Below are 8,898 nucleotides of genomic sequence, written 5' to 3'. Positions count from 1 at the left end.
CCCGCACCGTCCTCGATGGCCGGAGGCTTCTTGCCGCCGCACACGAAGGGGCGCATGTCCGGGGGGGCGGGCAGCGCCGAGGCCGGCAGCGCATCCAGGGTCGGGCTGGTCCAGCCGGCACTCTGGGAGAAGGCGTAGTCGAACAGGTCCGCGGTCTTCACGTCGCGCTCGCGCGGGCTCGGCTGCCCCATCACGATGGTGATGATCCGCCGGCCGTTGCGCGTGGCGGTCGCCACGACATTGAAGCCGCCCGAGCAGATGAAGCCGGTCTTCATCCCATCGGTACCGGGATAGCGCCCGAGGAGGCCGTTGTGGTTCGCCATCACGGCGCGGCCGAACTGGATCGCCGAGATCGAGAACAGGTCGTGGGAATCCGGAAAGTCACGGATCAGCGCCCGGGCCAGCACCGCCATGTCGCGGGCCGAGGTCCACTGGCGCGGGTCGGGCAAGCCGTTGGGATTGTACCAGCGGCTGTCGTGCATGCCGATCCGCTGCGCAGTCTCGTTCATCATCGCGGCGAAGTTGTCGATCGAGCCGCCGAGGGTCTCGCCGATCGCGTAGGCGATGTCGTTCGCCGACTTGACCATGATGATCTTGAGGGCGTTGTCGAGGGTGAGCTGCGTCCCAGGCTTGAAGCCCATCTTCGAGGGCGGCTCGGCGGCGGCCGCTGCCGAGAGGGTGATCATCGAATCGAGCGAGACCTTGCCCTGCCGCACGAGATCCAGGGCGACGTAGGTGGTCATCAGCTTGGTGATCGAGGCCGGATACCAGGGATCGGTCGGCGCCTGCGCGTAGATGACCTTGCCCGAATCCACGTCCGCCACGAGGATCGGCACCGTCACGGCGTTCGCAGCGCCGATCCCGACCAGGCTCGCCCCGAGCAGACCTGTCAGCGCCGCAAACCCGACGGTGAGGCGTCGGTAGAGTGAAGAGGACATTCGAGCCCGACTCGTCAGAGGATCGCCTGGGCCGGCGCCGTGGAGCGTCGGTCTTCCGGCCAGCCAGCCGGATATCGGCGCAATCCCGACGGCCGAGGGCGGTCGCCGGACTGCATCTCGGCATGAACGAGCCCACCGTGGCAAGAGCAAGGCGAGATCGCACCGCGGGTCTGCACGGCGCGGTTGTCGATGGCCTGCGGGCTCGGCACGGATTAAGTGCGAACCCGGGCGCGCGGGGCGGGTCGCGCAGCAGCGGACTGGGACGGTTGTGACGTACGCGGTCAAGGAGATTTTCCACACCCTCCAGGGCGAGGGCGCCCAGGCGGGACGCGCGGCCGTGTTCTGCCGCTTCGCGGGATGCAACCTCTGGTCTGGGCGCGAGGCCGACCGCGCGGCGGCGGCCTGCCGGTTCTGCGACACCGACTTCGTCGGGATGGACGGGGAGGGCGGTGGACGCTTCGCCGACGCCGCCATCCTCGCCGGCGCGATCGCGGCCGCCTGGGAAGGCGGTAGCGAGAACCACTACGTCGTCTTCACCGGCGGCGAGCCGCTCCTCCAGCTTGACACGCTCCTGATCGAGGCCGTGCACGCGGCCGGGTTCGAGATCGCGATCGAGACGAACGGCACGCTCCCGGCTCCGCCTGGGATCGACTGGATCTGCGTCAGTCCGAAGGGACGCAACGCCCTGGCGCAGACGTCAGGCCACGAACTCAAACTTGTCTACCCGCAGGTGGATGCCGATCCCGCGGATTTCGTCGGTCTCGCCTTCCAGCACCGCTTCCTCCAGCCTATGGACGGGCCGGACCGCATCGCCAACACCGAGGCTGCGATCGGCTATTGCCGCCACGATGCCCGCTGGCGCCTGTCTCTGCAGACGCACAAGATGATCGGCATCCCTTGAACAGATCAGCGCAAGACGGGCCGGACTGATCGGCAGCGCTCTTTCCTTCTCGCGAAGAATCGGAAACGATCACGTACGTGGTTCGGAATCGGAACGCGGCCGTTGAGCTTCGAGGAATCTTCATCGGACGGGCGATTCGTCATCCCGACGCCGCCGACCCTGTCGGACGGTGCGTATGACGGGATCTGGCCGGTCGATCCCGATCCGCACCTGACGGGCCTCGCCGGTCGTCAGCTGTGGTACTTCCGCGACGGGACCCCGGTTGCGGCCGAGGTTGCCGGAATCCGGATCGACACGGACGACGCCCGGATCGTCCAGCTCGGCATCCGGCGGGACGGCCGCGCCCATCCCTACCCAGCGCTCTTCGCGCATGCACCGGAGACCGGTGAACCATTGCGGAGTCCGGCAGAGGCCGAGACACCGACGCCGCTCGACATCGACCGCGACAGCCACAGCGAGCGTCCATTGCCGAGCGGCGTGCCGGTGCTCGCGCGGGCCGGTCGCCCCGCCGGCCTCTATCTGTTTCAGGAAAACCTGGGCACTCTGGACGTCTGGGACGGCCGGACATTCGTCCCCCTCGGGCGGATGCCCGCCGCGACGTCGGGATCGCACCTGGCGGCAGCCGCCGCGGGCATCGCCTACACAACCGCCGACGCGCTGGTCTCCGCCCCCCTGCCGCAGGTCGGCCCGCAGCTCGCGTTCGGAAGGGCCAACCTGCCGCGCCTGCGCTTCCTCTCCGCCCCATGCTGGCACGGCGCTGAACTCCGCGCGCTGGCCGAACGCGACGGACGCCTCGTGCTGTGTCGGGGCACGATCGCCTCGGACGCCCTCGCGCTGCAGGATCTCGGCCAGCCCTCGTCCGGAGACCGCTTCTCCGGTCCATGGATCAACCGTCTCGGCGACGGGTTCTGGACCGGTCACGGCGGGTTCGTCGTGAACCGGGCCGACGACCAGGCCGCTTTCGTCGGCTGGCCTTCCGGCTTCGTTCCGATCGCCGCCCAGAATCCCTGGCAGGATTATGCCGAGCGCCATCACCAGCTCGGGATGTTGGAGGGCGGCTACCATCTCGCCGCCTTGGCGTCCGATCCGGCGATCCGCCGGCTCGATGGACCGCGCCTCGCCGCCGGGCACGTCGCCTACTGGGGCACGGACCGTTTTGACCTGCCGTGGCAGGCGCCCGCCGAGACGCTCAGTCTCGGTCCGCATGCGGGCGCCCTGCTCGTGCCGCTTCTGGCGTTGCCGCGCGATACCATCCTGCTCGCCCTCCCCATCGCCGGCCCACGAGCCGGCTTCCTAAGGGGCGCCTCTCTCCCGGAGCCGGTGACCGGGCACGTTCTCCACCACGCCCATGGGGCAGGCCTTCACGGGCTCCCGATCAGCCTCGACGTCTCGGCCCTCGGCGACGCCCAGGCGCTCCTGCACGATGGGGCGCTGCTTCTCTGGACCCGCTCCGGGCGCCGCTGCCACGCCCTTCGCGTGCGGACGGCATGAGGGCGCCCGTGTCCCGCGCGATCCTTGCGCTGCTCGTCCTGCTGATGGCCCCCGCCAGGCCGGAAGCGGCGGCCCCTCAGCTCTTTCTCATCCAGGATTCCGGCTGGATGGAGCCCTTCCTGACCGCCGGGAACTCGCAGTTCCGGCCCCTGATCGAGGCCCTGGTGGCGGCGGTCCGCGTGCCGGAGGGCACGATCGCGATCGCGAGCTTCGACCAAGACGGACAGGTGCCCGGGCGCCCGTCGCCGCGCATCCTGTACGAGGGTCCCTATGCGGCGGCGCGCGTCCGTTCCGCCGTTGCGGCCATCGACCTGCCGCGCAAGGCCGGCGGACAGGCCTACGCCGATGCCGACTTCAACGGTGCGCTCCTCGGCGGCATCCGGGCCGGGCTGCACGGCCGCGACGGCGTCATCTGGATGGTGACGAACAACAAGAATGCACCGGGCAACAGCACCGCAGTGGCGCGCAACACCGCGGCCTTCTACGCGGCACTGCGCGGATCGCCTGCGATCACCCGCATCGTCGCCTATCCGGTTCGGATGCCCCTGAAAGGCAGCAACTTCGTCGAGGGTGGATTCGTCGTCTATGGCATCGGCTACGGTGCAGGCGGAGGCCGCGCGCTCGAGGCGGCCTTGAGGGGCAATGGCCTCGCGGCGCTGTTCAGCCATCCGCCGGTCAACCTCAAGCCGGTCCTCGCCGGCGGCGTGACCCTGCGCTTCGACCGGCTCGACAGTGCCGGCCTCGAGGCCGGCGTGGAGAACGGCGTGCTGGTGGTCCGCGGGGCCGATGCCGAGACCGGGACCGTCCTGCGCCTGACCGGGCGCCTCACCAACGGCCTTTACCCGCAGCGGATCGTCACCGCACGGCTCGTCCTGCAGTGGCGCGAGGCAAGCCCGGAGGCGGCGCTCGCGCAGGCGGCGGTCTCGCCGGACCAAGTCGCGGACCTGCCGCCGCGGGCCGAGAGCGGGCCGATCGCGGTCGTTCTTACCCTGCCGCCGATCCCGCGACCATCCGGCCTGCTCAATCCGCTCGCCGGCCGGCGCGACATGGACGGTACCCTGACCCTGCGGCTCGAAGATTTGCACCTCGCCCTCGATCAGGACTTCCTGGAGCGCGTGCGACCGATCTTCGGAAGCGCCCTGCTCGTCGGCGAGCCAACGACCGGACAGGGAACCGGGGCATCCGGCGGGGTCGAAGCGCGTCTGCCGGGGCTGTTCGGCGACTATCGCGGCGTGTCGGAGGCGATAATCACCCTGCCGCTGCGGATCGAGGCGGCGTTCTCGCCCTGGCCGCTCGCCGCAGCGTCGGCGGCAACGCTCACGCTCGCAGGCGCTACCGGATTCGGCGCTGCCCTCGCGCGCCGTCCGCGCACCTGCACGGTGATGCTTGGCGCGTTCCCGAAACGCACGACCTTGCGGCCCTTCCGCACCCAGGTCCTCGATGCCCCGGACGGCAGCCGCTGGCGGGTGCGAACGGCCCTTTGGGGACCGGCCCGGGCGCATCGTCTCACCGAGACCGGACCCGGCGCATGATCGGCCTGTTCGACGGCGGAACGCGGGATTCAGGTCCGACCCGGATCCAGGGGCCGGGAGGCCCGGATTTCCGGATCCCGCCCCCGCAGAATTCCCGCCCGTCGGAGGAGCCGCGGGCGCCCATGCCCCTATCGGACCGGACGGGCACCGCGGCGAGCCCGTTCGCCGGCCTCGACCGCGCGCCGACCGCGACGGAGATCGCCCTCGCCACCGTCGCCCTTGCGGTGCTGGCCGTCATCTTCCTGTTCGTCCGCCAGGGCCTGCGCATCCACCTGATCAACCGCCGCGCAACCCTCGACGCCGCGGGCGGCGCGAGTTCGATGCTGTTCGCGGCGCTGATGCTCACGGCCACGGTCGTGGTCGGTGCCACGGTCGGACGTTTCTGGCAGGCCTGGGCCGGACTGACGGCTGCCTTCGCCCTCTGCGTGCTCCTGTTCGCAGCCGCCCTGGCCCTGATCCTCCGCGCCCCCGACCGGAGGCGCTGACCCGATGGACGAGGCGCGCCGAGCGGGCACCGAGACGCAGCTGAAGGTTCGTCCAACCGTCTTCGTCGCGCTCGGCGGCACCGGCATGGAGGTGCTGCTGCGCCTGCGCCGGCGCATCCTTCAGGCGGACTGGAACGGAACCCGGATCAGCGCCCTCGACCAGTTCCCGGCCGCGGCCTTCCTGTACTTCGACACCGACACGCTTGAGGCCCGCGAGGCCGGCCGCGCCGCCGCCACCGATCCGCTCTCGGCCAAGGTTGCCTTCCGGGATGGCGAGACCCTGCAGAAGGCGGTCAACCTCGGCCGCTATCAGGCCGAGCGGCGCAGCTACCCGCACATCGATGCCTGGCTGCCGGACCGCGACCTCTCGCGGATCGACGCGTCCAAGGGCGCCGGCCAGATCCGCGCCATCGCGCGCCTGCTGTTCTTCGATGCCGTGCGCCCCTTCATGAGCCGGTTAACCGCACAGGCCGCCGCGGTCCTCGCCAACATGTCGAACGAGGCGCGGCTGCGCGCCCTCGGCCTCGACACCGCCACCGACCTGCGCGTGGTGGTCGTGGCTTCCGTGGCCGGCGGCACCGGCTCCGGCGCGGTGATCGACGCCGGCTACGCGATCTCGTCGATCGAAACACCCAAGCGGCCCGACGCCGTCGATCTCTTCCTCGTCCTGCCGTCGGGCTATGTCGGAGCCAACAAGGATCGCGTCTTCGCCAACGGCGCGGCGACGCTGTCCGAGCTGGAATACGCGATGCGGGGCAATCCCGAGCCGCCCTATGTCGCGTCCTGGAGCGACCACGAGCGGGTCGCGCCCGGAGTCGAGCGGCCGTTCACCGACATCTATCTGTTCGATACACAGAATCTCGCCGATCAGCGCACGGCAGTGGTCACCGACCTCTACGACATGATCGCCGACGTGCTGTTCGAGGATTTCGGCAACTCAGAATTCGCCGGTCGCAAGCGCTCGATCGGTGTGAATCAGACCCAGCACAAGATGCGCAAATGGGCGCCCCCAGGCCCGGACGGCACCCTCCGGACGGCCCTGTTCGCGCTGAACTATTCCGCCCTGGGCCAAGCCGTACTCGCCACCCGCGGGAGCCTCGAATTCGAGGAGATTGCCGCCCGGGCTGGTTTCGGCATGGTGGCGGCATTCTTCGGCGTCGCGCGGGGCGATGCCGAGCGGCACGTCCCGACCATCGAGGCGCGCGACCGGTTCGGCGCCGACAGGGTCGGCCTGCGGTTCTCGACCTTCGAGGCCTTTCCGAAGGTGCTCCGTCCGGCCCCTCCGGGCATCCCGGAATATGACCTCGTCGGGATGCTCCTCCAGCGCGCCGACGGCTCGTCCATCCAGGACTCGGTGGCGCTTGCCGTCGACAGGGCGGTCGATGCCATTCGCGACGCGGTTGCGAACCCCCGCGACTGGGCGGCGAATCTGCGTCGGGCGGCCGAGCATCTGCGCGACGACATTCTCGGCCGCGCCGGCGACGGAACCGTCTACGGCCCCCGGGGCGTGGAGGTTCTGGATGTGCGCGCCAAACTCGAGGCCGCATGGCTCGGGGACCCGGACGGCGCGCTGCCCGCGGCGCTCTATCGCCTGCTCGACGATCAGGAACGCGGCGGCCTCGACTACGCCCGCGCTCTGATCGAGGGCGTGCGAGATCTGATTGCCGCGGATGGCGGGGCGCTGGCGCGCCTCGCCCATGCGGCCGAGACCTACGGCCGGCTCGCCGACGCGATGCTGGCCGATCATTTCTCCGCCTCGCTCAGTCGCCTCGACCAAGTCCGACCGGGCCTGATCTTCACGCACCGGCGCGACGCCGAGCGCTATCTGGAGCAGGCCCGCGAAGACCTGCGCGGCGCCTGCATGCTGTGCATCCGGTCGGTCGCCGCCCGGGAGGCCGCAGCCCTGCTGCGACAAGTCTCCGTGCGACTCGGAACCCGTGTCGGGCGGGACCCCGACACGGGCCTCGCCCGGTACGACGGCCTGCTGGGTGCCATGAATCAGGGCCATGACGACGTCGTGCGCCTGATGCGCGCGCTGCAGCGCGAGATCGCCGAGATCCGCACCGCGATCGAACGGCCATCCGGCGGCACGTTCCTCGTGCTGCCCTCCGGCGACCTGCCGCCTATCGTCGTCGCACCGTCCGAGCGACTGGACTGGGCGCGGGAGGCGTTCCGGGCCTATGGAGGCTCCCAGGCCATCTTCGCTCTGCTACGCGAGGAGGACACACGAACGGACCTCCTCGAGGCGGTCCGCAGCATGGCCAGGCGGCGTCTGGCGCCGCACCGGACCCGCATCCCCGCGGCGCTGGACGCCCTGCGCGAAATGCCCGCCGCCCGGCAGCGCGAGATCCTGGAGCTGATGCTGCTGCGCTGCATGCCGTGGATCCCGGCGCGTTTCGAAGCCTTCAATGCGGGGAGCGACCAGTTCAAGACCATCCTGGCTGTGGAGGGCGCCCGCGCCTTTCAGGCCGAATTCGGAGGCGTGCTTCGGGCGGCCCTGCCGCCGGTTCTCGGCGTTGGAGAGATCGCCTTCCTCGAATCCGGCCAGCGCGGACGGATCGTCTGCTACTGCGAGCTGTCGGGGGTGCCCCTCGACGTGCTCGGGCCGCTGCGGCGCGACTGGCGCCGCGCCTACGGGCAGGAACTCGACCGGCTCGATGCGATCCCGCTTCACAACCACAGAGATTATCTCCGCTTTCCAGACCCCGTGGCCCCGTCGGCAGAGGAGACGGAGGCGCTCCGGGACACCCTGGCGCTGTTCCTGCGGGCGGCCTGCCTTGGGCTCCTGAGGCGCGCGCCCGAAACCGGACTGTGGCGGTTCGAGTTCGAGCCCGGCGATTGGCGCAGCGTCGGTTCGGAGCGGACGCTGCGGCGCAAGCTGTTCGATCGGGTCCAGCACGCCCCGATCGCCGCACGACTCGCGCAGGTCGAAGGGGCGCTGTCGCCGGTCCAGATGCTGGCGATGGCCGCGCTGTTCGCCTGGACCGCCAAGCGCGCCTATGCACCCCGGCGGGAGACCGTGAATTTCGACGCGGAGGTGCGGGTCGGCGGAGTCGGCCACGGGGTGGCGGAGGCGCTGGGGCGCCGTTGGCGTCAGGCGGCCCTGGAAACCGGCCTGCGGGTGGACGAAGCGGACCGCCTTCACGAGGCGCTTCTCACCCGCATCGCGGACTGGACCCGGTCGATCCCCGGAAGCCTGGGCGACCTGCCGCCGGAGGAAGCGAACCGTGATACCGCAGACCCACCCGCCTTCAGAGCGCTGGACAAGCGGACGGTCGATGAGGCGGCCTTCACGACGGAAGCCCTGCTCCGGCTGGCCGATCCGGCGCCGCTGGCGCCGCCGGACTTGCCGGCAACGCTATTCTACATCTATCGCGACGCGGTGACGGGTCCGTTTCCGCTCACCGCCCTCGTCGACATGGCGCGGTCGCGCGCCCTGACGGCGACCACGCCGATCCATCCGCAGGGGGGTGCATGGATGCCGGCAGGCGCCCATTCGGATCTGGCACGTCTTCTCGCGCCGACACCACCACCGCCTCCGGACGGATGAC

6 protein-coding genes are annotated in these 8,898 nt (G+C 70.5%); 5 read left to right on the top strand and 1 reads right to left on the bottom strand.

The annotated features are described in order from the left end of the window. On the bottom strand, positions 1-938 hold a 938-nt coding region (locus AC1DXK_RS20525), incomplete at its 3' end, for a D-alanyl-D-alanine carboxypeptidase family protein (protein ID WP_477298846.1). Between the two features lie 268 nt (positions 939-1,206). On the opposite strand from AC1DXK_RS20525, the gene queE reads away from it, so the two are divergent. The 5 genes from queE to AC1DXK_RS20500 all read left to right on the top strand — a co-directional run bounded on the left by queE (position 1,207) and on the right by AC1DXK_RS20500 (position 8,897). Next, positions 1,207-1,839: a 7-carboxy-7-deazaguanine synthase gene (queE, locus tag AC1DXK_RS20520; protein ID WP_457104965.1), complete on the top strand. Its 633-nt coding sequence runs from the start codon at positions 1,207-1,209 to the stop codon at positions 1,837-1,839. A 102-nt stretch (positions 1,840-1,941) separates the two neighbouring features. Next, entirely contained in the window at positions 1,942-3,330 is a 1,389-nt protein-coding gene (locus AC1DXK_RS20515; protein WP_477298844.1) for a hypothetical protein, read from the top strand. 8 nt (positions 3,331-3,338) lie between these two features. Continuing rightward, entirely contained in the window at positions 3,339-4,862 is a 1,524-nt protein-coding gene (locus tag AC1DXK_RS20510) for a hypothetical protein (RefSeq protein WP_457104963.1), read from the top strand. After that, on the top strand, positions 4,859-5,347 hold the full coding sequence (locus AC1DXK_RS20505; RefSeq protein ID WP_457104962.1) for a hypothetical protein: 489 nt from the start codon (positions 4,859-4,861) through the stop codon (positions 5,345-5,347). The genes AC1DXK_RS20510 and AC1DXK_RS20505 overlap by 4 nt, the downstream gene beginning before the upstream one ends. Positions 5,348-5,351: 4 nt before the next feature. Beyond that, a complete protein-coding gene (locus AC1DXK_RS20500; protein ID WP_457104961.1) occupies positions 5,352-8,897 on the top strand; it encodes a tubulin-like doman-containing protein in 3,546 nt (1,181 codons plus the stop codon). The last annotated feature ends 1 nt before the right edge of the window (position 8,898 follow it).

The organism is Methylobacterium sp. P3_A11 (genome assembly GCF_056403155.1).
The sequence above is the reverse complement of the archived record's forward strand: the minus strand, read 5'-3'. Positions and strand labels throughout refer to the sequence as shown.